Here is a 25702-nt window from a genome sequence, read left to right on the forward strand (position 1 = left end):
ACTATATTGACCGGACAACACAAAGAAGCGGCTTCACCGCGGTAGAATACCGCGGCAAAGCCGCTTAGACAGAACTCGAAAAATTATATTATTTCACCTGTCAACTTGACAGGGACTAGTACACACAAAAATTGCGACGGGCTTTTTATATCATCGATTAAAATGTTCCCAAATAGCTTTTAAAATATATTCAGCCGCATGTCCATCCCCATAAGGGTTTTTAGCTGTAGCCATGCGGTTATATTCAGCCGGATTGCCCAACAAACTTTCCATTGCGGAACGCACGACCTCTGGCTTAGTCCCAACCAGCTTCAAAGTACCGGCAGTGACTCCTTCCGGCCGCTCCGTTGTCTCACGCAAAACGAGCACCGGTTTATTCAAGGAAGGTGCTTCTTCCTGCACGCCACCCGAATCTGTCATGATGAAGTAACTACGCGCAGACATATTGTGGAAATCTACGACATCCAGCGGCTGAATCAAGTGGATCCGCTCAGTATTGCCTAAAATACGCTTGGCAACAGTTTGCACTATTGGGCTCAAATGAACTGGATAAACGACTTCAACATCTGGATGACTCGCGACAACTGCCTTGATAGTCTCAAAAACAGCTACCATCGGTGCCCCTTGATTTTCACGGCGATGCATCGTGAGTAAGATCATGCGATGTCCAGGTTGAACAAGATCTAGCGCAGCATGCTGATAATCCTCGCGAACGGTCTGTTTGAGTGCATCAATGGCCGTGTTACCAGTCACCACGATCTGACTAGCGGGATGATTTTCTCGCAACAGGTTCGCTTCACTTAACTTCGTCGGCGCAAAGTACAAATCAGCTAACACATCCGTCAACTGCCGATTCATCTCTTCGGGGTAAGGTGAATATTTGTCCCACGTTCGTAAGCCTGCTTCGACATGACCAACTGGAATCTGATGATAAAATGCCGACACACTTGCCGCGAAGGTCGTCGTCGTATCACCATGGACAAGAACAATATCTGGCTTGGCTTCGTCCATGATGGCATCGAGTTTTGTCAACACCCGACTGGTAATGCCTGCAAGGGTCTGATTGGGCTTCATAATGTTTAGGTCGTAATCTGGTTTTAGCTTAAAGATAGCCAATACTTGATCAAGCATCTCTCGGTGTTGCGCCGTCACAACGGTAATCGGAATAAACTTATCGGTCTGTTGTTGCAATTGCAACACAATTGGCGCCATTTTGATGGCTTCGGGCCGGGTGCCAAAAATCGTCATTACTCTTAATTTTTTAGTCATCGTCCACACACTTTCTACAAAATTCTCATTATACCTATCATAACGTTAAACCGCTTGTGTCGCTAACTTTTCCATCATTTTAAAAAAGTTCTAAAAAAAGGCCCACATCGCTGCGAGTCTCATCGAAATAATTATAACTGTTCATTGGTATTAACCAACTTTAAAATTTGTTTAGCCGCATTGTTTGCTGCCGTCCAACCACTTTGATTGGTAAAGAGTACTACCCCCACACGACCATCATTAGTGCCGACATAAACTGTATGGAATGAGTTATCCGCTCCACCAATTCGAACCAAATTACCGGCTTGATAATAAATCCCACCGGAATACTGCAACGCATAATCATCCGCCAATTGGTTAATACCAGCCCGTCCATCCAGTTTCCCGGATAGTAAACTATTAATCACGGTATAGTAATCACTGACACTAGCATACAAATTACCGCAACCTAACTCACTAGAAAGCAAGACCAACGAAATCGCATCCGCCTTAGATCCCGTCGCTTCATACGTGTACGAAGCTGGCGTGATTGCACCGGTTGGCACTTGATTATACAAATACATATTTTTCAATTTTAACGGCGCAATAATCCCAGTCTGCACGTTATGCCAATACGACTGCCCCGTGACTTGGCTAATAATGCCCGCGAGTAACGTGAAATTAGCATTCGAATAACTCCAAACGTGCTGATTCGTTGACGTCAAATGACTCAAGGTAAACGCAACTGCTGCCGCTTCATCTGGCAGAATAGTCGCTGGCACCGGCTCTCCCATCCGAATACCGGACGTATGATCAAGTAATTCTCGAATCGTAATCTGAGAAGCATACGGCACGGTTGGATAAAATTTAGCCAACGTGGTTGACATCGTCAGTTTGCCACTATTAATCAGCTGCTGGACGAGTGCGCCAGTCACTGCCTTTTGTAACGACGCTAACGGGTAGGCTTCATCAGTCGTATTTGCGACCTTATCAGCGACATTTGCATCGCCAAATGCTTGAATCTTAACCCCGCTTGGTCCACTATTCGTCACCAACAACGTCCCCATAAAATGGTTTTGCGTCATAATCGCATCGATTTTAGCCATTGTTGGCGAGAGCTTCGTCGGTGCAACGGCTGGCGTGATTGTTGATGTAGGCTTGGCAGGTGCTGTTGTCGGTTGCGTGGTTGGCTTCACGTTCGTTGCCGTCACTGGCTTGCTCACAACTGGGTTCGTCTTTACCTGCTTGGTCGGCACAGCCGTTTGAACTGTTGACTTTTGATTGGCCGTTTTAACTGGTGTCGCTGGCTTGGTAGTTGCTGGTGTCACCTTTTTGACCACGATTGGTTGTGGCTTGAGCTTATTTCGTAAAGCTGGCTTCGAAACAACATCTGGTCGTGCCACTAGTTTAACTTTTACCGGTATTGGTCGGGTAACCGTTTTGGCCGTCACACGCGTCTTAGTTGCGACACTTACTTGGCGCACCGGCTTGACATAGATGGTGCCACGATGATTAACCTTTTCCGTTTTAACCAAACTCTTCTTTTTAGCTGAGACAGGCACTTTTTTAGTTGGCTCGACAACTCGTTTAGTAACCCGGACCGCTTCGCGTTTGATCACAGGCTTTAGCCGTAGTTGACTCGCATTGACCCAGCCAGCGACCTGCCGACCTTGTAACCAATAAAACTGGCCAAAATCAGTCCAGGCGACCTTGCTAACATGAACGCCGTCGCGTTGTAATTGTGACCGCTTCAACTCCCGATAATTTGTGTGCGTTTGCGTGGCAATGGGACCATTAGTCGTTAAACTAATCGATTGACGACCATTTAGACTCGCAATCTGGGCCGTCAATCGTTGCTGCTTAACAATCGACAAAGTCCCGTTTGATTTCACGTGGGTTAATTTTACCGTGGCAGCTTTGGCTACCCAGCCGAAGTGAGCTAAGTCCAAATAGACACCATGCACCCCCGACTGCTGCTGAATGACTCGAAAAACTGACGTGCTGGAAACCCGCTTTTCATGTGGTTTACTAGCTGACTTACGCGGTAATTCTGAATAGACCGCCACCTGCCCAGAGTCAGCCTTAACCCAAACAAAATTTGGTATGCTCGCAGCCGTCGCGGTCATCGGCCCACCAATTAACAGACTCATTCCCCCAAGATAACCTAACAGTTGTAATCGTCGCATCAAAATCTCCCCCTCATCCTTTGACTGCCGCTAGTTTAGTCGCTATAAATTTCAAAGTCACTCAATATTAATAACTCGTTAATCTGACAAACCAAAGAAAAACACCAAGCCAGTTTTGCACCGGCTTGATGTTTTTCTGCCTGCTCCAATCAAAACGGATCAGATTTGGCAAGAATCGCTTGAATCGCAAAACCCACGCTATTGTCACCATTAAATACCCCTTGATTATCAAATAAAACAACCCCAATCTTCGCATCCGTTGTTCCCATAAAGTATGTCTGAAACGAATTGTCGCTGCCACCAATGCGTACATTGCCATGACCCAAATAATAAATCCCGCCAGCATAGCTAATTTTTTGATCAGCAGATAATTCGTTAAACCCAGCTCTTCCCACTAATTTTCCCGTGAACAATCCGTTAATAAATTTATAATAATCCCCGACACTACTGTATAAACTACCCGCCCCTAATTCGCTCGACTGCAACGACTTTGAAATCACTGCACTCTGAGAATAGCCTTTCGTCAACTGGTAAGAATTAGGATCAATGATATTAATCGGGATCTGGTTATAATTATAGGTGTGATGCATGCCGAGTGGCTTCAAGATCATTGTCTGTACATTTTCCATATAAGACTTCCCAGTAGCTTTCCGGATCACCCCGGCCAGCATCGTGAAGTTTGCATTAGAATAGGCGAAAGCATGATTATTAGTCGACCTTAAGTGGTTAACGGTGTAGTTAATCTCTGCTGCCTCATTTGGCAAAATTGAGGCTGGCACGGGTTCTCCCATTCGCAACCCCGAGCGATGGTCCAACAAATCACGTATCGTAATATTCTTGGCATAAGGAATTCGGCGGAAATACAGACTGAGCGGCGTTGTCATTTTTAATTTGCCTTGATTGATCAAGCCTTGAATCACCGTGCCAGTGATTGCCTTTTGTAGTGACGCCAAGGGATAGACCTCATCAGCGCTATTTTTCTTAGCACTAGCCACATCAGCATAACCGTATGACCGTGTCATCACACCTGCAGTCCCATTGTTAGTTACCAACAGTGTGCCCATGATGTGCGCGTTTTTCATCACAGTATCAATTTTTGCGAGTGCTTGTGCCTTCGTGTAATTGCCGGCACGATGTTGTGACTTTAAAGTAGCAGGCTTTTTCACGACAATTGCCACACTATCGCTTGTCCGTTGAATCATTTTAGGCGCAAGGGTTCTCTTCACCGCCCAACTACTTAGTCCAATCATCACCAGCAAGCCCGTAATTACAGTTATCACCAATGGTTGACGTTTCTCATGAGTCTCCCCTCCAATCTTTTATGCCGCTAGAATACGACGGTCACAACGGAAATGCACGTAAAACCAAACTTATGTTAAGCCAGCGAACAGATATTTATCATTAAATATGTAAACATTATTATTTTTATCGAAATATTGCACAATCAACAAAAATTCAAGGAAAGTTGGTCAATTTAACTCGTGCAATTACCGAACAAAACCATTAGAATATGAATCATAGTTAACATATACATATTAATGGAAGGATGATTATATTGAGTAAAGCAACCGACTATTTACAAACTGTTTACAGTGTCATTGAACACCGTGATCCAAATCAAGCTGAATTTTTAGAGGCCGTCCACGACTTCTTTAAAACGATGACACCAGTTTTTGAAGCTCATCCTGAATATATTGAAGCCAATATTTTGGAACGACTAACTGAACCAGAACGTGTCATTCAATTCCGAGTCCCTTGGTTAGATGATGCTGGGCATGCCCGCGTCAATCGAGGATTCCGGGTTCAATTTAATTCAGCCATCGGCCCTTACAAGGGTGGCTTGCGGCTACACCCTTCCGTCAACCTAAGTATTGTAAAATTCTTAGGCTTTGAACAAATTTTCAAGAACGCTTTGACTGGCTTACCAATTGGCGGTGGCAAAGGTGGTTCTGACTTTGACCCTAAAGGAAAATCAGACAATGAAATCATGCGTTTTTGCCAAAGTTTCATGACCGAACTCAGCAAATATATTGGCTTGGATACTGACGTGCCAGCCGGTGATATTGGCGTTGGTGGGCGTGAAATTGGTTACCTCTATGGGCAATACAAACGTTTACGCGGTGCCGATCGCGGTGTCTTGACGGGTAAAGGACTTTCCTATGGTGGCTCACTTGCCCGGACTGAAGCCACTGGTTATGGCTTAGCCTACTACACCGACGAAATGCTTAAAGCCAATCACGCCACCTTCGCAAGTCAACGGGTCGCCATTTCCGGTGCCGGTAACGTCGCTATCTATGCCATTCAAAAAGTCACTGAACTAGGTGGCAAAGTGCTTACCTGTTCCGACTCAAATGGCTATGTCATTGACGAAAATGGGATTAACTTCGACCTCGTTAAACAGATCAAAGAAGTTGAACGCGGACGTATCAGTGAGTATGCTGATCGTGTTGACGGGGCCACTTATCATGAAGGCTCTGTCTGGACCGCTAAATTAAGTTATGATATTGCCTTACCATGTGCCACCCAAAACGAAATCGACGGCGACAAAGCGCAAACGGTCATTGCCAATGGCGCGAAAGCTGTGGCTGAAGGCGCCAATATGCCAAGCACCCCAGAAGCGATTGCTGCCTATCAAGCAGCGGGGATCTTGTACGGTCCCGCCAAAGCTGCCAATGCCGGTGGTGTTGCGGTTTCGGCACTTGAAATGAGTCAAAATAGTCTGCGTTTAAGTTGGACCTTTGAAGAGGTCGATACGCGCTTGAAGCAAATCATGCAAAATATCTTCGCCCAATCGGTAGCTGCTGCCGATGAATACCAAGTTAGTGGTGACTACTTGAGTGGTGCTAACATTGCCGGCTTCACCAAAGTTGCCGATGCGATGCTGGCCCAAGGGCTCGTTTAACTGCAACCAGCACAAAAAGAACCGTTTGCCAAGTCGATTATGACTGACAAACGGTTCTTTTTATATTTATAGCAACCATTAAACTTTAGAATTAGGATAACCGGTATGTTCAACTAACTGTGCATAGGTTTCATGCAACGTCACCGCAGCGACCTGCCAGCCAAGTTTCAATAATGGTAATAACCGTAATGGATCTTCAACTGGAATCTGGTGCTTGTGTGCGAATTTAAAAATAGCTGGTAAGACTTCCATATCAGAATTTGCAAAATAATAATTTCCTTTATCAGTCACTACAAAAATCGTCGCCCGAAAGGCATGTCGTGGATCGAGTCGCTGTGTCACATGCCAGCGAATGGCGCCGAGTTGAATCAATTTCACATCAGCCAACGCCATCTCACCTAAATTACGTTGTTCTGGTGACCATAACACGACCTTAGTCGGCGTCAATTCGACCACGGCATGCTTTTCACTCTGAGTCCCTGATAAGCGCCGCAACCAATTACGCTCAGGGGCTGGTTTGGGATATTCGACCCCTTGAATTTCAAAATGAAACGGCACAATACACTTTTGAGCCCGATCAATAGCCCGGTAATGTCCGGCGATTTGATGATTGGTAAATACAGATGCCATTGGTTTAAACATGTCGGTCACTCCCCTCACGATTAAGTATACGCTTTCACGATTCAGTTTTCAGCTATTTTAACGCGCTGAGTTCAGCAACTAAAAAACGGTGCAGAATTACGCAAAATCCGTAATCTCACACCGCTACTTGATCGTCGTTTGGTTGTCAATTCTATGTGCGCATTTGTGAAATGAAAAAGTATGTGTGCTGACGGCTCAACTTCACTCAAACCGCCACCCCCAACTTTGACAAAACCATTTTGGCGCGACGAACCAATTCGATAATTGCAAACCCTCCAAAAACCTTTTGACACTTCCAACTGATCACCAATGCAAGCTAACAGTTCTTATCTAGGCTTAAACTTATTATACCATTCATGTTAACGGTTACACAAACTAAACAGATGTTTTCCATACTCAACTAATTAACTTATCCAACTAAAGGTTGCAAGTTAAAAATTGCCAGTCTGCACCACTACGTCAACAATCAGGTGATGGCAGACAGATGATCACTGCTGCTTCCGGTTGTTGCCGCTAACATGCAGACGAGGGACCGGTTCAAGCCTCAGAAACGTCTTGAACCTCGCCCGGAAACTTTGCCAAAACTGCAAATCTCCCAGACCGTCCGTGGTGTAAGGCCGGCAAAAGAACGCCGGTCTAACGCCACCTGCACGTCCGAAGCTATCAGCAACAGACTCCAGCTAATCAGTGGTCTGGAGTGATTGACAAATTATTTACATTTGACTGACGGAGCGCTAAATTTAGACAAGTCTACTTTAGACGTACTGGCTACTGGTACTGCGACATTTGTAATGTTTTTAAATCTTTCACCCTTTACTTATTCAAACTAAAAACGACCTGCAAGAAGCTGCAAGTCGTTTTGGTGATGGCTGAACTATTCAGCGTCGGGATCGTTTGCTTGTTGGTTATCAAAGTCGGCTGGCATAATGGCAAAATTGCTAGCTTCAGTTGAAAGCAAGGCAGCGTAAGCACGGGCTTTGGCCGAAAGAGCTGGAATGATGGCATTGTTCAAGTTATCTAACATTGCTTGTTCATCATCTTCAACTTTTTTATCCCCTGATTGACGTTCAATAATACCGACCATTTCACCACTCAAACGCACGATAGCGAAAACAGTCGCAGAAAGATCATACATCTCTTCCTTATAGGTCACTTCTAATTGAGCTTGAACGATATCATCACCGAAAGTCTTCTTAACATCTGGATTAGCCGGGGTATAACTGAATTTACCCTTGCCAGGTTCATCCTTACTTTCGTCTCGATCGTAAACGATTTGGAAATGGAGATCTTGAATCGCTGAGTTTAAGATTTCAATATTCATGTTGTGTAACTCCCTTTTTGTTAATATCTTCACCTTAAAGGAAAGCCTGCTAAAATACAATCATATTTCGCTGGTTTTCGTTAATTCTTTATTAACGACGCGTAAAAGTTTGGTAAATATTCGTTCACCTCGCATTGACCAGCTGACGACAAACAGCTAACCTTAACTTAACTCATCAAGGAGGTAAATGACGTTGAAGTTTAGAAAACTCGGAATCATGGGCTTAACTTTGGGAATCATGACGAGTCTAGTCGTCACACCAATCATGACTGCTAAGGCATCACGACGACCCGCACCGCGCACAATGATGCGTCTGCGTCTAAAAGTTAAGCATACTGCTAAGCGATATAAGGTAACTAATCCTAAACGTCACCGCGTCAACCATCACCGTTAAACCAAGCGCCGATCATTCAGACTGAAAATTCAGACTAAATGATTGGCGTTTTTGCTCAATTTCTCGGTTGTTGCTGATTTTGCTTTCGAATTTTACTTGGGACATTTTCATCCAAGAGATACTGCCGAATCAAACTAACAATCTGCTTATTTTGCGGTAAATCGGAATGGGCCGTATTGGCACCAGTGACCGTAATTTCCGTAAAATGCTTAATTTCATCTTGAAAAATATACTTGCCATAGTTAACACTATTGTAGGGTACCGTACCATCACTCGTATAATTTTCAGTTCCCGCAATCGAATACGCCGTTAACCCATTAGGCAATCCGCTACGATACTGATAGAGCTCTTTAAACATGCTCGTTTTAGTCGTAGTACTGGTTGATTCCATATTAAACGGCGCGGCAATCGTCATCAACCGATCAATATGCACTTTTGGTGATTGTTTCAGATAACGCTCTAAGAATAAGGTCCAGATCAACCCACCGTTCGAATGTCCCAGGGCGCGAAAGTGATTGAATTTATACGTCTTCACCAAATCCTTGAAGGCGATATTCAGCCAAACGGCTTGCTGATCAATATTTGCTTTGCCATCCTTATTATTCCCAAAGGCCACAATAATAAATGGTTGATTGTCATTCCGACCGATATTACCACTATATTTGATTTTTCCGCTTGTCTGCACGGTCAACTTCAAAACGCTATGTTGCTGTGGCGTTTCCTTACCTAATTCCGTAATCAAATCATCAAAGCGATTCTGACTAGCACTGGAACCTGGCACCATGATAACCGGAGCCATGCGTGTCCGACCGGCTGTTTTGAGTGACTTGATATTTGCTTTAGACCAAGTATAGGCCGGCCAACAAATCCCAATCAACACGAGCACACCGAGTGCCCATCGCCACCAATTACGTTTCATCAGTAGGCCTCCCCTCAACAACGCGATTTTCTAGTAAGATGAACGGTAAATAAATGGCCGTTGCCACTGACAAATTCACCAAACTGACCAGCAAAGCTCGCCAATCACCACCGCTCCCTAACCAGCCAACCAAAAATCCCGGCATAGTTCGACCAACCGGATAGACCACTGGTGGCATGACTCCCAGTTTCAGCGCACTCCAAGTAATCAATAGACTAGCTAATGGCGCCATTAAAAATGGTATTGCTAAAATAGGACTAAACATAATCGGCAAGCCCACTAACAACGGTTGATTAAAATTAAACAAGCTAGGCAGCCAACTCGCTTTGGCTACCGTGCGAAAGTCTGCATTGTGAGAACGCCACAGAATCGCAATCACCAATGCCAACGTCATCCCTGGCCCACCAACGTTGGCAAAGCTATCGAAGATCGTATGTAGTGTGATTGGATTTGGTGCGCCCCAAGCTGAACCATGTTGCAGTGCATATTCCAAATTTTGAACCGTACTGACTGAGCTATTACCACTAAAATCAATCGGACCAATAATCCCAATCACCCAGAAAAAGTTACTCAAAAAAGTCACACTCACGATGTTCAGAAAAGCGCTGCCCGGATTGAAAAATGGCAACCGGAATACCGTATAGAATAGCCCATTGAGCCCATTTTTGCTTACAAAACTAATCCCATAGCTTAACAAACTAAAGCCTAATAAAGTGACGGTCATTGGCAACCAGTTCTCTTTTGCTCGACTCAATAAGTGCGTGCGAGTCTCAATCAATTGATGAGTATGTGTTTTGAACGCCAGGTGATTGAATAGCCAGCCAGTAATCAGGCCAACTAATAAGGCAAGGAAAATTCCTTGCGAACCTAAATTTTGCTCAAGGAATCGTGAACTCGTTGGTTGATTTTGTTTAGTGAACGCAGCGTAATTAAAATTTAACAGACAAAAACTCACTGCCGCCGTTAATCCCGCCAATAAGTTATCTCGTCGTTGCGCCCGGACCGCAAAATTAGCTGCCGTAAATGCTGCGACCACAGCAATCACCCCGTTGAGCGTCAAACTCAACATGGTAGTATAAGTCGTCAATGCTTTGAATCCTGGAAACCAACGATTTAAGTGATAAATTTGGGCGATGAAGCCACTTTTCTGAAAAATTGCTTGGTTAAAAACATTGATAAAAGCGCCAATCAATACTAATGGAAATAGCAAGGTTAAGGTGTCCCGTAATGCGTGAAAATAGCGACGCCGATTCAGCCACGTTTCCCAGTTCAATAATTGATTTGCAAATTGCTTAATCAAACTCATCCCCTCTATATGCCTGCTTAATCATAATATACACGCTCAACCGTTAATTGGCGACTAGACTTACTTTAAAGGTGCATTTAGCTTCCTAAGCGTTCATAAATCAGTTATGATTAAAACAAATTAATGGAGGTGGTCATGATGCCAAACACTTATCAGCACGTCTTAATTCCAGTGGACAGTTCAACTGCTGCACAAGCCGCATTCAACGAAGCCGTGATCATTGCCCAACGCCATCAAGCGGCTTTAACGACGCTATATGTCGTCGATGATAGTGCCTACCATACACCCGCGTTAGATCCAGTTTTGAGTGAATTATTAGATGCCGAAGCAGCACATGCACAGGCCGCCATGGCCGATCGACGCCAGTTCGTTCAAACAACGACAGTGACGGCCTTCAGAACCGAAGTCGCTTATGGTAATCCCAAGCGCCTAATTATTGATTATGCGAAACAACATCCTGAAATTGATTTAATTGTCCTTGGTGCAACTGGCAAAGACTCCCCACACCGCGTGGCCGTTGGATCGACAACGAGTTACGTGGTCGATCATGCTCCATGCAATGTTATTGTGATTCGCTGAGCGACACCAAACGCCACTACCGTTTTTGGGGAGTGGCGTTTTATTTTGGTCCTTTGCAAGTTAGAGTCTCCCCTAGCACGCCGATTTTGACTGACGGCGTACTAAATTTGGGTACATCTAATGACGTGACGGTTACTGGTAATCCTTCAGTTGTAATGTTTTTGAGACTTTCGCCCTTCAGCTATGGCTCAAATAATTGGGCCAATTTCATCGTGGTATTGAAATTGCGAGCACTAGTCTGTTGATAAAAAAGTGTACCCAGCAATTTAGAATAGAACGACTTACTATAGTTCACGCGTAACGTCGAGGTCCAAAAGATGATATTCGGGGTAATTAACACTTGATCGTATGCGGTTAACTTGGTTGGTAACCAATCATCATGTGCTCGATCATACGATTGTAATTTAAACAGCGCATTATGTCGCAAAGTTGCATCCGCGCCCCACCAACTTGGTGCTAAGGCCAAATCTGCTTTGAATTCTGTCTCAGTCAACACCCGAAAATCAATCGGAAAGTCAAAGTTAGTCGTCAAAATCGCCATCACTAAAGCTTCGATTTCGGGACGGGCAAGTCCACTGGTAAAAAACAAATTGCCGCTATTAATATATGAATGAACTTGCGTACAACCAGCAACGGTAAACAATTCACGCAATGTCGCCATTGGCACACGATGATTGCCACCCACATTCACACCACGTAATAATAATAAATAGGTCATTAGCACCCTCCATTTCATGAATATGCCATAAATTCAGAAAGAAAAACAGCTATCAATCAGATCGGTTCTAGACGTTTACTCTGTGCCAGTGTCATTATCAGGGTTAATCATTCCAACCGGTCCTGACAAAAATCGCTTCACACTACCCTTATCGGCAAGTGTGAAGCGATTCAATAGTTATCAGAATGACCCCATCCGGACTTGAACCGGAATCAACCGCTTAGGAGGCGGGTGCCCTATCCAGTTGTGCTATGAGGCCAAACTCAATCCGTAAGATATCATCTCACGGATTGAAAAATTTTTCAATTCTTACTTGGTGAAACGGTCACGATTCTTCTTCCGCATGCCTTTTTTCTTGGAATGCTTGTTGTGCCCTTTATGCTTCTTTGGCGCATTAAATTCGTCGGGTTTAACTGGCACTGCTCGACTAGGTGTGGCACCACGTTTAACCGTGTCCGGATGACCAGCACCTTCGACACGATGCCGTCCGGTCGCCGCTGCCGTCACACTACTTGGATGATCAAAAGTTAGCGGAGGCTTGACCTTGTCTGGCTTCGTATCAACGATTTGATAATCGACCAAATAACCCGGTTTGAGGTCGTATTCAGTCGTTTTCATCATTTTCTTGAAGTCTCGAATATCATGATCATCACCGAGCGTCAAAACTAACCCTTCAGCGCCCATCCGCCCCGTTCGACCGCTACGATGAATATAAGTCGTAACATCTTTCGGCAGTTGATAATTAATAACCGCTGGCAATTCTGGCACATCTAATCCCCGAGCAGCCAAATCAGTCGTTAACAAAAGTTCTACCTTACCTTGCCGGAATAAGCGTAATGCCTTTTCTCGTTCAACTTGGCGTTGATTACTCGTTAACGCGACATAGCTCACATGTTGATGCCGTAGTTCGAGCGCAACATGCTGTAGTTCTTGCATTTTATTGAAGAAAACTAACGCTCGCATTCGATCCACACGACTGATTCTTTTCAGTAGATCCACACGATGTCGATTGCCGACTTCCATCGTGCGGTGCCGAACGATCCCCTGTGTTTGATCAATTGCGCGCACGTCAATTTTTTCGACCTCTTGACCAAACCAACGTGGCAATTCATCTAAAATTTTGGTTTCCGTGGCTGAGAAGAAGCCTAATTGTAACGTTTCAGCAAAGGTCGCATCCAAGATTTCACGAATTTGATCTAACGTTTCATCCGTCAGCAATTCATCCGCTTCGTCGACAATCATCAATTTCAAATGACCCAGCTTAAGCTTGCCATCCGCAATCATATTCGTCATTCGCCCAGGCGTCCCAACGACAATTTCCGGATGCTTCTTCAACTTTTCAGTTTGGCGTTTAACATTGGCGCCACCAGTAATCGCCAATACCTTGGCATCAATTAATTTTGCCCAGTCACGCACCACGTTCGTCGTCTGCATCGCCAACTCTTGTGATGGTGCCAGAATCATTGCTTGGGTGCCTTCACCAACCCGAATATTGGCTAACATCGGCCAAGTGAACGCCAACGTCTTACCAGAGCCAGTTGGGGCTAAACCAAGCACAGAGGTGCCTTCAGCCATCGGTGTTGCCACTGCCGTTTGAATCGGCGAAAATTCTGTAAAGCCCGCCGCGGCAAATTTTTCCTTAAATACGTCTAACATAGTTCCTCATTTCTATTTAGCGGACAACTGCCGTTCAGCATCATTAAAGTAAATGTGACCGGATTGCCGTAAATTAAATAATAATTGATTAACATCGCGGCTCAATTGCCGCCAATTTTGATAATCTGTTTTGTGACCAGTTGGATCATTGATGACCGCCGCAAAATCACGGGCTTCCGCCAACATGGGATTAGCGTCGGGTTGCACCCCAATTGTTTTGACTTGTCCGGTTACATCATGATAAGCGACTTGTGCGAGCTCAGCCGGATTGTTCATTACAATTGCATCACGCAACCCATTGATCTCAGATGGCAAAAATGAATTACTCGTCTTACCGACATTCAAAGTAATTGTAAAGTTTGGATAATTTAAGATTGCGATCCCTTTGCCATCAACATTAGTCCGTGTCAGCGTCGGCACATAAGTCTCCTTAACCGGTAACCCAAACCACCCAACCGCATCATAAACTAAGTAAACACCCAAGTCCTGCAAGGCACCACCCGCAAAATCTAACGAGAAGATGTTTGGCGTTTTACCGGCCAAAACAGCATCATACCGTGAAGAGTACTTCATATAGGTCAAGGTGGCCCCTTGAATCTGTGTCATTTTAGCAATTTGGTCTTTAACTCGCTTGAAGTTCACTTCATGAACCTGGCGTGCCGCTTCAAACAACAGACAGTTCGGATGGGCAGCCAAACAAGCGTCTAACTGTGCAAATTCAGCTGGATTTGCAACCGCCGGCTTTTCGACGATCACGTGCTTTTCATACTGTAACGCCAACTTAGCCTGTTCAAAATGCAAGCTATTTGGTGACGCAATGTAGACCGCGTCAAAGCTTCCTTGACTAAAAAACTGTTCTAAATCATCAAAAGTTTCTGCCACCTGATTCGTTGCGGCAAATTCTTTGGCCCGAGCCAACTGTCGTGAATAGACCGTCGTCAACTGCCACGCACCAGACGCTTGCGCGGCATCAATAAATTGCTGCGTAATCCAGTTCGTTCCAATGATTCCTAATTTTAACATACTCAGCACTCCTCTAAGTGAATGGTACCGTTTTAAATTTCACGAAACGCAATTAATCACTAATGCTAGTTTACCCCTTTTGAGCGTTATTTCGGACATTTCAACCTTAAAATAAAAAAGATTGGTCCATCTAAAAAATAGCAGTAACCTGCACAAAATTTTACGAAATATTACTTTCATTACCAACAGGTAACAGTGGTCTAAAAGCTTTGCTAAGAAACAGGTTATTGCGTGACGTTCGCCTTTCATTAGTGGTATATTTTAAGAGTAAACTTAATGAAAGAAGGTTGATCCGGTGAAGCGACGTGGCGCCATCTTATTTGGCTTATCATTATTGGCAGGACTCTCAAGCACATTTCTCCGCAAGCAGCACCCCTCAAAAACGGCAACTGGCGACTTAGCCGTCTTTTATGCTGGGACTTGGACCTATCGCGACGAAGAACATCACCGGGATCACAAGCTCGAAATTGATCCAAACATGATCATTCGCATCGATGGTCGGGCCATGCCAGCAACGGTGGAATCAATTTCACCTAGTGAACTAGTTTTACTTGATAAATACGGTTTTCACTTACAAGTGCGAGCCAATGAACAGCGACCAGTGAGTTTATTCGACGAAGCGGACAATCGCAACTACGTGATTCTCTCCCCGAGTAGCCTCAATAAAGCTGCCAACTAAAAAATTGCGACCAATTAACGGTCGCAATTTTTTTATCTCATTAACTAAAAGCTACAAGACTAAAACGCATCACAAATATAGCAGTATCAGTGACCGTTACGGCTAAAGTAGACCTTTCCAAATTCAGCGCTCCGTCAGTCCTTAGTTTAAACCGGCAGCGACTAAATCTTGATAATCCTGATTGGTTCCGTTGAAAACGACTCCTGTGAATTCCTGAGTTGTACCATTTTGGCGATAAACCGCTCGATCAGAATAGTTCATGAAGATAACCCGCTGTGGCCGTTTATGTGTCTCACTCGTTGCCAACCACAGTGGCGATTTAGTAATGACTGGCGCCACCAACTGCTTAGCAACGGCTGGTGTGGCCCAAATCACACACGTGCGATCATAATGCTCAGTCAGCTTCAACACTAATGCCCGCAATTGTGTTTGCGCGGCTCGCGTATTGACCGTTTTGGCCGTGTAATCACCATAATACTGGACTTGAATCGCAATTGGCAGATTCCCAATATTCTGATCCACGACTTTTTCAAAATAGGCCGCTTGCGCCTTACCAGAACTAGAAAAGCTGAAGACCTGTGAAACGCCCACGCCTAGACTAGTCCCCAAAACACGTGAATAATTGCTAGAAAAATTGTCATCCGTATAGCTAGCCCCTTGCGTACTTTTGAGATACACAAATTTGAGTCCATCATGTTCCAACGCATCAAAGTCTAAATAACCATCATTTTGCGTGACCGCGATGCCACGGACATCAAAACCTTTAACTACCTCTGCCTGGCGATTGTGCAGCCACTGCAAGCCGCTCCACACCAGCCCAACGATTAGCAACACAAGGAACAGCCAGCTCAATCGACGACGCCATTTAGCACCGCGAGTCTGCGCATATACTGGTCGAAAATGCTGTCGTTTTGTCATCCAATCCATCCCATCTTACAAAAATCAGTACTAGAGTTCTGTCCGAGTGCGACTTATCGTCTGCCGGACGCGCCCTAGACTAGCTGCCATCTGACCGTTACCATGGACAGCTGTCATTAAAAATAAACTATCAATAATACTCATTTGCGCAATTAACGAGGTAAGCCCCTCGGAACGGTAGTTGACCTCTTCCGCCACTGAAATAAATGCCACCGTACTAGCTTGTGCCAACGGAGAGTTGCCAAAGCTGGTCAGCGCGATGACCGGCACTTTTTGTGCGACCAACGTCGACAACAGCTGCAACGTCTGTTGATTCCGACCGGTGTGCGAAATGACAACCGCCACGTCTTTAGTGGTCATTTGTGCTGCTTGCATTAGTTGCATATCATAGTCACTATTTTGCGCACAAAAAATACCCGTCCGCACGAACTTATGATAACCATCTAGTGCCGCCACAGCTGATCCACCGAGTCCATAGAAGCCTATCGTATGGGCAGTCGTTAACAAGTTGACGGCCTTGGCTAGATCAGCCTCGGTCATGACTTGACTCGTCTGGTCCAAGGAACTGCGGATACTATTAAACGTTGAATCCGCAATACCTTTCAACGTTGTCTGTTTTTCAACATCCTGAAAGGCTTCCGCATTTGTTCGTTCCAGCGGTTCAGCCGCCGTTAATTCCCGTGAAAAATCTCGGAAGCTATTAAAACTAATTCGTTTAACAAAACGCGAGACAGTGGCCGTCGATACGCCCACTGCCGCTGCTAAATCTGAAATTGATTGGGCCGCCGTCTTGACGGGGTCCTGAATGATATAATCCGCAATTTTGCGATCCGTGTGACTTAAATTAGGATAGTACGACCGAATCAAGGTCAAAACGCGATTACGATGTGTGGCTTTTGCAGACACGCTGCCCACCTCCATGACCAAATTTTACCACAGTTTCTCAAATCCCCGTAGATTTCTCATTGCGACCGCTACCAAAGTTGACTAAACTAAGAGTATTAAAGGCTTTGAAAGGATTACGCTTATGACAGAAATTATTGGTGTCGACATCGGCACTACCAGCACTAAAATCGTGTTATACGATCAGACGGGCACCGCTATCGCTAGTGCCAATCATGGCTACCCCCTTTATCAAACCGAAGTTGGCATGGCTGAAGAAGATCCGGCGGCAATTTACGACGCCGTCATCACAGGTCTAACCGAAGTAACGGCTAAAGCTACCCAACCAATCGCCGGGATCAGCTTCTCGGCGGCCATGCATAGTTTGATTCTGCTTGATGACCACTTTGCGCCATTGACCCGTATGTACACTTGGGCAGACAACCGGGCTGCCTCCGCTGCCCAACAGTTACGCGAACGGCCAGATGCACACGCATTATACTGGCGCACGGGAACTCCCATACATCCGATGACGCCATTGTCAAAGTTGGTCTGGTTAGCCCAAACGCAGCCCGCCTTGCATCAGCAAGCACGCTGGTTTGTTGATATTAAAGCTTACGTGTTACAGCGTCTATGTGGTCAACTCGTCACCGACTATTCAATCGCCAATGCGACGGGATTGTTTGATCTCCATCAGCTCAAGTGGGACTCACAAGCATTACAATTGGCCCAAGTCCGCGCCGAACAACTACCACAACTAGTAGATACGACGACCCAACTAACTGGCTTAACACCACAGCTTGCCAAACAATTGGGACTGTCACCTAATACACCATTAATTGTCGGCGCCAGTGATGGTTGTCTGGCTAACTTAGGCGTTAATGCCATCGAACCCGGCGTTGCCGCCATCACGATTGGAACTTCCGGAGCTGTGCGAGTCGTCACTGATCAACCAAAACTTGATCCACAAGGCCGTCTATTCTGCTATTATCTGGCGCCAAACCGTTGGGTCATTGGTGGACCAGTCAATAATGGCGGTAACGTTTTACATTGGGTCCAAACAACGTTGTTCGCCACGGAAAATCCTGATAAACCGCTGACCTATGAACAGATTACTCGTCTGGCTACCCAAGTTCCTGCTGGTAGCCACGGGTTACTCATGCACCCTTATCTGAATGGTGAGCGTGCCCCACTTTGGGATGCGAATGCGCGTGGCGCCTACTTTGGCTTAACCGCTCGGCATTCGCGCGCAGATCTGGCCCGAGCTGCTCTAGAAGGAATCTGCTTCAATCTGGCCCATGTCGCCAAAATGGTGCAAGCACTGACTGGCCCCTTCACAAACTTACAGGCCAGCGGCGGTTTTACCCGTTCCGAAACTTGGCGTCAAATCTTAGCTGATAGTTTTGATACGACCGTAACCATCCCGGCGAGCTTTGAGAGCTCAAGTTTAGGCGCTGCCGTGTTAGGTTTAGCAAGCTTAGGGTTGATCCCTGACCTCAGCGCAGTTCAGACAATGGTTGCTAACGACCAACAACAGCTCCCGAAAGAGACCAACGTTGCCATCTATCGCGAGTTATATCCAATTTATGAACAACTCGCCACTGCTTATCAGCCCATTTATCAGCAGTTAGCCAAATTTAAGTAATTCTAAATAAATAGCAGTCAATTGATTTTTCTAAACGAGAATCAATTGACTGCTATTTTACTTCACTAACGCCTAACTAGTTTGCGCCCATCAAGGCTTTCGTCGGCGTCTTCTTCTTGCTGTCTAAAATATACTCTTGAATCAAACTCACGATTTGTTCATTTTGTGGCAAATCCGAATGTTGCGCATTGTCACCCGTCACCGTGACTTCTGTGTAGTGCTTAACTTGTCCTTGATAAACATATTTACCGGCTTCAACACTACGAGCAGGCACTAATCCATCTGAATCATAATTTTCAGTCCCGGCAACTGAGAACACGGCCAGTTGCTTTGGTAGCCGATCGCGATACTTAATAAAATCAGCTAACATTTGGGTTTTATGACTAAGGTTTGCTTCTGAGAAATTATACGGCGACCCAATCGTCATCAATTTTTTCACCGTAATATCATCACGAGTGAAGTAGTGTTCGAAAAAGTAAGTGTAAACCAACCCACCGTTCGAATGACCAATCGCCTTAAAATTATTAAATTGGTACCGACGAGCGAGCAGCTTGAATGCCAATGAAAACCATTTGGCTTGTTTCTGAATATTACCATAGCCGTCTTTATTATTTTCAAAACCGACGACAATAAACGGTTCATTATCCCGTGGACGCAACGTTCCGGTTGACTTGATTGTCCCATCCGTTTTAACCGTCAGCTTAATCAAGCTATGCCGTTGCTTATCTGCCTTGTTCAACTGGGTCACGAGTCGATCGAAGCGATTTTGTGTCGCACTGCTACCAGGTATTAAGATCACTGGCGACATTCGTGAGTCATGGCGACCAGCCATTGACTTAACGTTGGCCTGGGTCCATTGATAAGCTGGAAAAATTAACGCGGCTAAAAAGACAGCTACGAGGACCAGCACCCATAAACTGTTGCGCCGACGCTGTTGCCATAAATTAATTTTCATTGCCGGTCATCTCCGATCGCAAAATTTCTTCATGAGCGGCGTGCAGTGTGGCCTCGGCCAAGTGCATAAACGGCAAATAAATCAAAACGGAGATCGCCAAATCTAGCATCCCAATCACGAGGGCCATCCAATTCCCGTTGGTTCCAATGAATGCAATCAATGGCCCCGGTGTCCCCAATGGCACTGGATAGACCATTGGTGGCAACCAGTGTAACCAAATTGCCAGTGCGGCAACGGCCATATTAATCAAGGGTGCCAACACAAATGGGACGGCATAAATCAGGTTATACAAAATCGGTAACCCCGTCATCATTGGGCCATTACTATTAAACAACGCTGGTACAAGACTCCAACGTGCAACCACGTGATAATTATGATTATGACTGCTGATAATAATGGCAATAATCAACGCCAGTAGCATCCCCGTCCCGCCAAAGGTCCCAAACGCCTCATACAAAGTATGGGCCGTATATGGATATGGCACGTGATACGCCGAGTGATGGCTGAGCGCATAATTTAAATTAGTCGTCATCGACGGCGTATTAGCAAGAATCCGTTGTTGAAAAGGTCCCGCAAAGCCTAAAATTTCCATGATTAACGATAATGCCGCCACACCGAACATCAGACCAACACTGTGGCTAGTCATTGCTATCTTTTGTAATTGTTCCAACGTCTGTTCCGAATAATCCAATAACATCAACCAATTAATCGCCAATCCAGCACCGACCGCAAGTAAAAAGCTCAAGGTCATTGGCAACAGCGACGCAAATGTCCGATCCAAGATTTGCGTTGTATGGCTTTGGCGCGGCGTATCCGTCGATTTACCCAATAAACGAAAAAAGACGCCCACAATCATACCAATGATAATCGCACTCGTTAGCCCATTCGTCCCAATTAAGACCGGATTAAATGATCCTTGACCTTGATCCGAGTAGTCATAGGCCACTAGCAGTAGTGCAATTGCCCCAGTTAGTCCAGCCAACTGATCATCGCGATGATAAATTTTGGCGTAATATTTGGCTGCGCCAAACGCTGCAATAATCGCCACGCTATTCAGTGTCAAGTCAGTGAGACTGTCAAACGGATAATGTAAATATTTATAATATGGCACCCAAGTCGACAAATGAAAAATACTCGCCAAAAAGCCCGTTTTTGTCAATAAAGTTAGTTGGATAATCTGGCTAAAACTGCCAATCAAGACAAATGGAAAAGTTAGCATTACTGTTCGCTGGATGACACGATAAAAATCGGTCTGTCGTACCCGTAAAAAAGTTGGTACCAACCGATTAATTAGTTGTTGTTCACTGATTGCCATGCTGCAACGCCCCATTTTCCGTTTACTCATTGATTTGATTATAGCCTTTTACGACCCCAGACGAAAAGAAAAACTGACCGTTATTTTCAGAAAAAAAGACGCGCCCCTATTTTCAAGGTCGCATCTTTGATTTAGAACTAAAGGTTGAAGGTTAAAAATCGCCGGTCAAACGCCACCTGCACGTCCGATGTTATCAGCAACAACCTCCAGCTAATCAGTGTTTTTTAACAGATAAACCAGTTGTTTATTGCTTAGCGGAGTCAGTCGGAATTGGTGTGCAGTGTCAGCAAGATTAGTCGATGTTCTTGTCTGACCAATCTTGCGGGGCAATTCAAAGACGTGTTTTGTCGGCTTGGAATTGAGGTACCAGACCGTACTTCAGCTGGCGCCGTCCCCCACAGCACACCGATTTTGACTGACGGAGCGCTTAATTTGGATAAGTCTACTTTAGATGTGACGGTTACTGCTATAGTTGTGATATTTTGGAGTCTTTCAACCTTAGTTTAGAATTAAAAAAAACAAGTTCCAACATAGGAATATCAATCTTGAAAACCTTTAATATAGCCGAATTGAACCAGAAGTCGTTCGACCTTTGACGGTATACTTAGCCGTTGTCCCGACTCGCCCCGTTTGATAGCCATCCGCAATATGTTCTGGTTGCGAATTGGCGGGAGCAATCACCCGACCACTACGCGCTTCCAATTCATAACGATAACTAGCGTCGCGTGGCAAGCCAAACTTAATCGAACCACTCTTGTCACTGAGGTTCAAATCACCAGTCAAACGCTCAAATGCGAGTTTCATTGACCCGGATTTCGCCGTCCAACTTCCCCCACCAACCAGCTCGTTGCCTTGGATACTACCACTGGTCACATTGACCGTGAATTGACCAGCTTGAACCTTAGCCAACTTGAGCCGGCCACTTTTGACTAACATCCCAAATTGATCCGTCACGTGAACACTGCTCATCACCAGACTGCCAGAAACGACCTCTGTACTCAACGCTTGCGCCGTGACGGTATCCAGTTTGCAACTGCCACTAGTCACCCGTAGATTAACCACGTTTAAACGAGTTAAGCCAGCCATTAAAACTGTTCCCGAAGCGCTGGCCAATTGTAAGTTGCCGAGATATTTAGTAGGAACCAAGATTTGCACATGCACCCGCAATGGAATTAGAAATGGCACCTTACCCTGTTCAATCGTCAAGGTCGTGCCAGCCTGAACCGTTGTGGCCTGATATGTCGTGTTATTGTGATTCATATATTCCCGAATAATAATCTCGTCATCGCCACCGACTGTCGGCAAAACCTTAACTCGCGCCGACCGGTAACTAATCGACAGGTCATCAAGGCCAGCCATGGCAAACCGTTGTTCATTCACTAATGGCAAATTATCGTGATATTCCCCAGCTAAATTCAACGGTTGTACCGGTGTACCAAAGTTAGGTTCCGCTGCTGCCTGCGTGTGTTGATGAATCCCCTCATCATTGATGATCAAATCACCAAGTTTTAAGCCATTTTTGTCAGCTTTAATGGCACCATTGTTGATTGAAACGCCCGTCGCATCTGCACTAAAGACCCGACCATCCTTGACGGTAATACCGTCAGAATTAATTTTTAACGTGTCACCGTCATCAATCTCCAGACCATCACTATCCATAACAACATGATGGGCATGCAGGTTAGTCTCGTTACCGTTCTCATGGTTGACCTGCTGAATCAGCTCATTGATATCGCCAAAGTCACTAAAAGCTTCCGCGACAGCGGCCTCCGCATCCAGACCACTTTCTTTTTTATCATTAGCAGCCTCGTTTAAGTCCGTTGCTAACTCCGTTTTTAACTCAGTCATCGCTGGCGTCATGGTTTGCGTTTTAAAATAAGTGCTAAGCCGCATCGCGACCAATTGTTCAATCTTTTCTGACATCTGCGTCAATCCTCCCTAAGATCAATTCATCAATAACTTGCTTGGCAAAATGCCATTCCGCCACATTATGTTCTAGCGTTTGTTGGCCTTGCGCGGTAATCTGATAATATTTGCGGCGACCGCCCTGGGTTTCATTGCCCCAATAACTTGCAATCTCACCATTTTTTTCTAAACGGCGAAAAACAGTATACAAGGTCGCTTCATTGATATCATAAGCCCCATGGCTCAGCGACTTAATGGTCTTCGCAATCGCATAACCATAGCTATCCCCTTGATTCAAAATATTCAGCACAATCGTGGTGGTATGACCACGGATTGTCTCTTTTGAAATTTCTGGTTGCATGCCGACCTTCCTTTCAGATTTAGTATTGTGTGTCACATAGTAATTTCAATAATCATAATTTACCACCAATTACTGTGTGTGTCAAAGTAATGTGTCTAAAAAAAATCCAATTGGTAAACTGGCGTTTTTTTATCAGAATACTGATTTTTATTTTTCGTCGTGACTCATTATTCTTAAGCTATTAATCAGAGGAGGCATCCATCATGGAACTCATTCAGCAAACTGACTTCAACGGTGACGCAGGCATTCAACTCACCACGGTACCTGCCGTCCAACCAACTGCCACTCAAGTTCAAGTTCAAACTGCCTATACCCCCGTCTTACCATGGGATTGGCGAAGTGCTACCGGTGAACTTACTCATCTCAATGCCGCACGCCCACCCTATGTCCCTAGTTATGCGCTCACTGGAATCGTCACCGCAGTTGGTCAATTAAGACAGGCAAAACTAGTCGGCCAACGTGTTTTAACGGTTAACTTTCATGGCGCTGCCCGGGAACAAAACTTATTAGGACCCACACCGCTATTACTAACCGTGCCGACTCAAGTTTCGTTAGCTGCCGCGACCACTTTAATTGGCGGTGCGGATGCGGCTGTTAAACTCATCCAAGCCGCCAAGGTCCAGGCCGGAATGACAGTCCTCGTGACGGGTTCAGCTGGCGGGGTTGGCAGCTATTTAATTCAATTATTGCATCAGCAAGGCGTGACAGTCATCGCGCTAAGTCGACCAGCAAATCGCAACTGGTTATTGCAACTTGGGGCAGATTTTACGGTAGATTACACGACAACCTTAGATGAACAACTAGCAGTCCTACCCAAACCAACCGTTCTATTAGATACAGTCGGCAATACCCAACTGCTAAATCTGCTGGCAGCTGGGCGACCACAACTAAAACTTTGGTCAATTGGCCTACCACAATGGCAACCGCATGATGCCACACAATCCTTTCACTTCGTCAGTGGTCCAATCTGGCCACAGACGTATCGCCGCCTGCTTGAACAGCTGGCAACGGGACAACTTACCGCCGCAATTGCTGGCACTTATGATTTTCATGCCGTTGTACAAGCCCGACATGCCGCTCAGCAAGCTGGTCGACGTGGACGGACATTGCTCAGCTATACCAGTCAAAATTGATACAACTGCAACTTAAACAGATCGGCCAACAGCTGACCTTCCGTCTCAGCCGTTTGGGCCGCCCCACTGTCACCCAGTTGATCCAAGCAGGCCGCCATTAAAACCAACGTATCCGCTAATAAATAGTGTGACTGCTGAGCGGTAATGGCTGTGACACCCGCTTGCAAGGTTTGAGTCGCGCGCGCAAACTTACCCGCTTTAAATTGGCACAAGCCCATTTGATAGGCGACACAGTTGAAATTTTCATCATAGGGCAACTTTTTGACCAGCTGTTGGGCGTTATCAAACCATTGCTGCGCTAATTTCAACTGACCGGCTTGTGACTCAAAAACGCCAGCCGCACTAAGAATTAGTGGTCGCAAGCTATCCTGCCCGCCCACCAAAGCTAAGCTCAATTTCAAATCACGTTGAGCGTCAATTACAGCGTGTCGCCCCTGGTAACTCGCAACCGCGCGATAATAGTAGAAAATTGCCAAATCATGGTCGGTTAACGCGGTCATCGTCCGTTCGAATTCGTCCAAATAGTCAGCTAAGTCGGCGTAGGCATGCTGATTACACAGTGCTTCAACTTGGCGATTAAACACCGTTTGTTCCGCAATTTGAGGATAATGTGCCAAAACCGCTTGATCCATTGATAACCCAAGCCGTTGACAGAGCTGGGCAAACACCGTGGCATTTGGTAAATACTGACCCAGCTCAATGGCGCTGATCAATGACTGCGCGCAGATTCCCGTTGCAAGTTGCTTTTGTGTCAAGTGTTGCGCTTTGCGTGCTTGTTTTAAAGTCTGTCCCAACCGTGCGAGAAAAGTTTTTTCGTCACTCATTTTTAAAAGTCCCCATTCTGAAAGGTGGTGGTTACTTGGCATTAACTGCCTGGTTTCAGCTCATTCTGACTATACTGTTGACCGGTTGGCTCATTCGCGCAATTCTCATCGTTGGATTAGTATTGATAGCTTATCATATTTATCGACAACAGCAACGCTAACCGAATCAAAAAATGACTGTTTCCTCAAAT

At 45.4% G+C, this 25702-nt stretch carries 23 protein-coding genes and 1 tRNA gene; 6 read left to right on the plus strand and 18 right to left on the minus strand.

The window, feature by feature from the left end; genetic code table 11:
- Positions 1-150: 150 nt before the first annotated feature.
- From wecB to FFM64_RS00015, 3 genes are all read right to left on the minus strand, one after another.
- Positions 151-1269, minus strand: coding sequence for a non-hydrolyzing UDP-N-acetylglucosamine 2-epimerase (gene wecB, locus FFM64_RS00005; protein WP_137605965.1), 1119 nt, complete (start codon positions 1267-1269; stop codon positions 151-153).
- A gap of 131 nt (positions 1270-1400) precedes the next feature.
- Positions 1401-3434: a serine hydrolase gene (locus FFM64_RS00010; protein ID WP_137605966.1), complete on the minus strand. Its 2034-nt coding sequence runs from the start codon at positions 3432-3434 to the stop codon at positions 1401-1403.
- A 149-nt stretch (positions 3435-3583) separates the two neighbouring features.
- Positions 3584-4660 carry a serine hydrolase domain-containing protein gene (locus FFM64_RS00015; protein ID WP_223876861.1) on the minus strand — a complete coding sequence of 359 codons (1077 nt, stop codon included), beginning with the start codon at positions 4658-4660 and terminating at the stop codon, positions 3584-3586.
- A gap of 320 nt (positions 4661-4980) precedes the next feature.
- Here FFM64_RS00015 and gdhA point away from each other — a divergent pair, with 320 nt between their 5' ends.
- Positions 4981-6336, plus strand: a complete 1356-nt coding sequence (gene gdhA, locus FFM64_RS00020) for an NADP-specific glutamate dehydrogenase (RefSeq protein ID WP_171000240.1) — start codon at positions 4981-4983, stop codon at positions 6334-6336.
- Positions 6337-6414: 78 nt separating this feature from the next.
- On the opposite strand, the gene FFM64_RS00025 is transcribed toward gdhA, so the two are convergent.
- Together FFM64_RS00025 and FFM64_RS00030 are read right to left on the minus strand one after the other, a co-directional pair.
- Positions 6415-6978, minus strand: coding sequence for a hypothetical protein (locus FFM64_RS00025; protein ID WP_137605968.1), 564 nt, complete (start codon positions 6976-6978; stop codon positions 6415-6417).
- 874 nt (positions 6979-7852) lie between these two features.
- Positions 7853-8299 (minus strand): hypothetical protein, encoded by a 447-nt coding sequence (locus tag FFM64_RS00030; RefSeq protein WP_137605969.1) that lies wholly within the window; start codon positions 8297-8299, stop codon positions 7853-7855.
- 193 nt (positions 8300-8492) lie between these two features.
- Between FFM64_RS00030 and FFM64_RS00035 the strand changes: the two genes are divergently transcribed.
- Entirely contained in the window at positions 8493-8693 is a 201-nt protein-coding gene (locus FFM64_RS00035) for a hypothetical protein (RefSeq protein WP_137605970.1), read from the plus strand.
- A gap of 55 nt (positions 8694-8748) precedes the next feature.
- Here FFM64_RS00035 and FFM64_RS00040 read toward each other — a convergent pair whose 3' ends face one another.
- Both FFM64_RS00040 and FFM64_RS00045 read right to left on the minus strand, forming a co-directional pair.
- Positions 8749-9615: an alpha/beta hydrolase gene (locus FFM64_RS00040; protein WP_137606364.1), complete on the minus strand. Its 867-nt coding sequence runs from the start codon at positions 9613-9615 to the stop codon at positions 8749-8751.
- Positions 9602-10918 carry a PTS transporter subunit EIIC gene (locus FFM64_RS00045; RefSeq protein WP_223876862.1) on the minus strand — a complete coding sequence of 439 codons (1317 nt, stop codon included), beginning with the start codon at positions 10916-10918 and terminating at the stop codon, positions 9602-9604. The genes FFM64_RS00040 and FFM64_RS00045 overlap by 14 nt, the downstream gene beginning before the upstream one ends.
- A gap of 138 nt (positions 10919-11056) precedes the next feature.
- Here FFM64_RS00045 and FFM64_RS00050 point away from each other — a divergent pair, with 138 nt between their 5' ends.
- Entirely contained in the window at positions 11057-11497 is a 441-nt protein-coding gene (locus FFM64_RS00050; protein ID WP_137605971.1) for a universal stress protein, read from the plus strand.
- 181 nt (positions 11498-11678) lie between these two features.
- Here FFM64_RS00050 and FFM64_RS00055 read toward each other — a convergent pair whose 3' ends face one another.
- The 4 genes from FFM64_RS00055 to FFM64_RS00070 all read right to left on the minus strand — a co-directional run bounded on the left by FFM64_RS00055 (position 11679) and on the right by FFM64_RS00070 (position 14894).
- Complete coding sequence (locus tag FFM64_RS00055; protein WP_171000241.1) at positions 11679-12215, minus strand: DUF1697 domain-containing protein; 537 nt, start codon at positions 12213-12215, stop codon at positions 11679-11681.
- Between the two features lie 186 nt (positions 12216-12401).
- Positions 12402-12474 (minus strand) — tRNA-Arg (locus FFM64_RS00060).
- A 50-nt stretch (positions 12475-12524) separates the two neighbouring features.
- Positions 12525-13871, minus strand: a complete 1347-nt coding sequence (locus tag FFM64_RS00065) for a DEAD/DEAH box helicase (protein WP_137605973.1) — start codon at positions 13869-13871, stop codon at positions 12525-12527.
- A 12-nt stretch (positions 13872-13883) separates the two neighbouring features.
- Positions 13884-14894: a Gfo/Idh/MocA family protein gene (locus tag FFM64_RS00070; RefSeq protein WP_137605974.1), complete on the minus strand. Its 1011-nt coding sequence runs from the start codon at positions 14892-14894 to the stop codon at positions 13884-13886.
- 295 nt (positions 14895-15189) lie between these two features.
- Between FFM64_RS00070 and FFM64_RS00075 the strand changes: the two genes are divergently transcribed.
- Positions 15190-15573 carry a DUF4828 domain-containing protein gene (locus FFM64_RS00075; RefSeq protein ID WP_137605975.1) on the plus strand — a complete coding sequence of 128 codons (384 nt, stop codon included), beginning with the start codon at positions 15190-15192 and terminating at the stop codon, positions 15571-15573.
- Positions 15574-15714: 141 nt separating this feature from the next.
- On the opposite strand, the gene FFM64_RS00080 is transcribed toward FFM64_RS00075, so the two are convergent.
- Both FFM64_RS00080 and FFM64_RS00085 read right to left on the minus strand, forming a co-directional pair.
- The gene (locus tag FFM64_RS00080; RefSeq protein ID WP_137605976.1) at positions 15715-16491 is read right to left on the minus strand and encodes a GH25 family lysozyme; all 777 of its coding nucleotides are present in this window, start codon (positions 16489-16491) and stop codon (positions 15715-15717) included.
- A gap of 30 nt (positions 16492-16521) precedes the next feature.
- Entirely contained in the window at positions 16522-17412 is an 891-nt protein-coding gene (locus tag FFM64_RS00085) for a MurR/RpiR family transcriptional regulator (RefSeq protein WP_137605977.1), read from the minus strand.
- Positions 17413-17518: 106 nt separating this feature from the next.
- On the opposite strand from FFM64_RS00085, the gene FFM64_RS00090 reads away from it, so the two are divergent.
- The gene (locus FFM64_RS00090) at positions 17519-19018 is read left to right on the plus strand and encodes a gluconokinase (RefSeq protein ID WP_137605978.1); all 1500 of its coding nucleotides are present in this window, start codon (positions 17519-17521) and stop codon (positions 19016-19018) included.
- A gap of 76 nt (positions 19019-19094) precedes the next feature.
- Here FFM64_RS00090 and FFM64_RS00095 read toward each other — a convergent pair whose 3' ends face one another.
- From FFM64_RS00095 to FFM64_RS00110, 4 genes are all read right to left on the minus strand, one after another.
- Positions 19095-19973, minus strand: coding sequence for an alpha/beta hydrolase (locus FFM64_RS00095; protein WP_137605979.1), 879 nt, complete (start codon positions 19971-19973; stop codon positions 19095-19097).
- Positions 19963-21288 (minus strand): PTS transporter subunit EIIC, encoded by a 1326-nt coding sequence (locus tag FFM64_RS00100; RefSeq protein ID WP_137605980.1) that lies wholly within the window; start codon positions 21286-21288, stop codon positions 19963-19965. The genes FFM64_RS00095 and FFM64_RS00100 overlap by 11 nt, the downstream gene beginning before the upstream one ends.
- Before the next feature lie 555 nt (positions 21289-21843).
- Positions 21844-23211 carry a DUF4097 family beta strand repeat-containing protein gene (locus tag FFM64_RS00105; RefSeq protein WP_137605981.1) on the minus strand — a complete coding sequence of 456 codons (1368 nt, stop codon included), beginning with the start codon at positions 23209-23211 and terminating at the stop codon, positions 21844-21846.
- On the minus strand, positions 23195-23554 hold the full coding sequence (locus FFM64_RS00110; protein WP_137605982.1) for a PadR family transcriptional regulator: 360 nt from the start codon (positions 23552-23554) through the stop codon (positions 23195-23197). The genes FFM64_RS00105 and FFM64_RS00110 overlap by 17 nt, the downstream gene beginning before the upstream one ends.
- Positions 23555-23757: 203 nt before the next feature.
- On the opposite strand from FFM64_RS00110, the gene FFM64_RS00115 reads away from it, so the two are divergent.
- Positions 23758-24687: a zinc-binding dehydrogenase gene (locus tag FFM64_RS00115; RefSeq protein WP_137605983.1), complete on the plus strand. Its 930-nt coding sequence runs from the start codon at positions 23758-23760 to the stop codon at positions 24685-24687.
- On the opposite strand, the gene FFM64_RS00120 is transcribed toward FFM64_RS00115, so the two are convergent.
- Positions 24678-25511 (minus strand): helix-turn-helix domain-containing protein, encoded by an 834-nt coding sequence (locus tag FFM64_RS00120; protein ID WP_171000242.1) that lies wholly within the window; start codon positions 25509-25511, stop codon positions 24678-24680. The two genes, FFM64_RS00115 and FFM64_RS00120, sit on opposite strands and share 10 nt — an antisense overlap.
- Between the last annotated feature and the right edge of the window lie 191 nt (positions 25512-25702).

This window comes from Lactiplantibacillus daoliensis (assembly GCF_005405005.1).
In the GTDB taxonomy this organism is placed as follows: Bacteria; Bacillota; Bacilli; order Lactobacillales; family Lactobacillaceae; genus Lactiplantibacillus; species Lactiplantibacillus daoliensis.

What these genes read in the sequence shown, in the direction of transcription:
- wecB (WP_137605965.1), bottom strand. Translation starts at nt 1,269, where the DNA reads ATGACTAAAAAATTAAGAGTAATGACGATTTTTGGCACCCGGCCCGAA.
- FFM64_RS00010 (WP_137605966.1), bottom strand. Translation starts at nt 3,434, where the DNA reads ATGCGACGATTACAACTGTTAGGTTATCTTGGGGGAATGAGTCTGTTA.
- gdhA (WP_171000240.1), top strand. Translation starts at nt 4,981, where the DNA reads ATGATTATATTGAGTAAAGCAACCGACTATTTACAAACTGTTTACAGT.
- FFM64_RS00025 (WP_137605968.1), bottom strand. Translation starts at nt 6,978, where the DNA reads ATGTTTAAACCAATGGCATCTGTATTTACCAATCATCAAATCGCCGGA.
- FFM64_RS00030 (WP_137605969.1), bottom strand. Translation starts at nt 8,299, where the DNA reads ATGAATATTGAAATCTTAAACTCAGCGATTCAAGATCTCCATTTCCAA.
- FFM64_RS00045 (WP_223876862.1), bottom strand. Translation starts at nt 10,918, where the DNA reads ATGAGTTTGATTAAGCAATTTGCAAATCAATTATTGAACTGGGAAACG.
- FFM64_RS00050 (WP_137605971.1), top strand. Translation starts at nt 11,057, where the DNA reads ATGCCAAACACTTATCAGCACGTCTTAATTCCAGTGGACAGTTCAACT.
- FFM64_RS00055 (WP_171000241.1), bottom strand. Translation starts at nt 12,215, where the DNA reads ATGACCTATTTATTATTATTACGTGGTGTGAATGTGGGTGGCAATCAT.
- FFM64_RS00065 (WP_137605973.1), bottom strand. Translation starts at nt 13,871, where the DNA reads ATGTTAGACGTATTTAAGGAAAAATTTGCCGCGGCGGGCTTTACAGAA.
- FFM64_RS00070 (WP_137605974.1), bottom strand. Translation starts at nt 14,894, where the DNA reads ATGTTAAAATTAGGAATCATTGGAACGAACTGGATTACGCAGCAATTT.
- FFM64_RS00080 (WP_137605976.1), bottom strand. Translation starts at nt 16,491, where the DNA reads ATGACAAAACGACAGCATTTTCGACCAGTATATGCGCAGACTCGCGGT.
- FFM64_RS00085 (WP_137605977.1), bottom strand. Translation starts at nt 17,412, where the DNA reads ATGGAGGTGGGCAGCGTGTCTGCAAAAGCCACACATCGTAATCGCGTT.
- FFM64_RS00090 (WP_137605978.1), top strand. Translation starts at nt 17,519, where the DNA reads ATGACAGAAATTATTGGTGTCGACATCGGCACTACCAGCACTAAAATC.
- FFM64_RS00095 (WP_137605979.1), bottom strand. Translation starts at nt 19,973, where the DNA reads ATGAAAATTAATTTATGGCAACAGCGTCGGCGCAACAGTTTATGGGTG.
- FFM64_RS00100 (WP_137605980.1), bottom strand. Translation starts at nt 21,288, where the DNA reads ATGGCAATCAGTGAACAACAACTAATTAATCGGTTGGTACCAACTTTT.
- FFM64_RS00105 (WP_137605981.1), bottom strand. Translation starts at nt 23,211, where the DNA reads ATGTCAGAAAAGATTGAACAATTGGTCGCGATGCGGCTTAGCACTTAT.
- FFM64_RS00110 (WP_137605982.1), bottom strand. Translation starts at nt 23,554, where the DNA reads ATGCAACCAGAAATTTCAAAAGAGACAATCCGTGGTCATACCACCACG.
- FFM64_RS00115 (WP_137605983.1), top strand. Translation starts at nt 23,758, where the DNA reads ATGGAACTCATTCAGCAAACTGACTTCAACGGTGACGCAGGCATTCAA.
- FFM64_RS00120 (WP_171000242.1), bottom strand. Translation starts at nt 25,511, where the DNA reads ATGAGTGACGAAAAAACTTTTCTCGCACGGTTGGGACAGACTTTAAAA.